This is a genomic window from Salinisphaera sp. G21_0 (assembly GCF_017744115.1).
Classification (GTDB): domain Bacteria; phylum Pseudomonadota; class Gammaproteobacteria; order Pseudomonadales; family Endozoicomonadaceae; genus Endozoicomonas.
Genome location: NZ_JAGHQW010000230.1, coordinates 1 through 666 on the forward strand (window position 1 = coordinate 1; position 666 = coordinate 666).

The 666-nt window shown below is 55.4% G+C and carries 1 pseudogene; it reads right to left on the reverse strand.

Features of this window, described 5'->3' with window-relative positions:
• Positions 1–666: pseudogene (locus tag J7439_RS25805) on the reverse strand (hypothetical protein); the annotation flags it as partial.

Here is a 666-nt window from a genome sequence, read left to right on the forward strand (position 1 = left end):
CGGGAGCGTAATGGATAGCGCCGCTGCCATCGCCCGTTAGCAGACCATTGGCCTGATCGGTCAGGGTTTTATTCTCCCCAGACGAAACATACGTCACCGTCATGGAACCGGGTTTGATACCGGGCTTTTGAACAGTATGCCGGAAGGTTATATCATCCACCGGCACCGATCCGGTTCTAATCGTCACCTCATTATCATTTTGTGCCACATAGCTGAAAACAATGGCACTGTCTGGATCGGGCAGAGCATCGAGCGTGATTGCCGCCGATCCCGTTGCAAAGAGAATGGTGCCGGTTCCAGAGCCGATCATCTGGCCTGCGCCGTTATCCCGGATATCCTGCCATTTGCCGAGGGCGATATAGCTGACCACCAGAGTTCCCGGCCTTGGCTTGGCCTCGGCCATGTTCAGGGTGTAATTGAAGCCCCGGTTCTGATTAGTGACCGGGATAGCACCACTGATTGCAGCGCCGGTTATCGCCACCGCTGGCTGATAGGAGGCATTGGCTGTGGCCGTTGTATAACTGCTCGCTCGCCAGACATTAATCTCCCCGAGATCATAATCCACGGTCAATTTGCTGTAATTATTGGTGCCGCTTTTATGGAGCAGACTGCCTGCGCCGTTATCCTCGAAGGTGCCACCGTCCAGCGACAGGGTCAGGGTTCCGG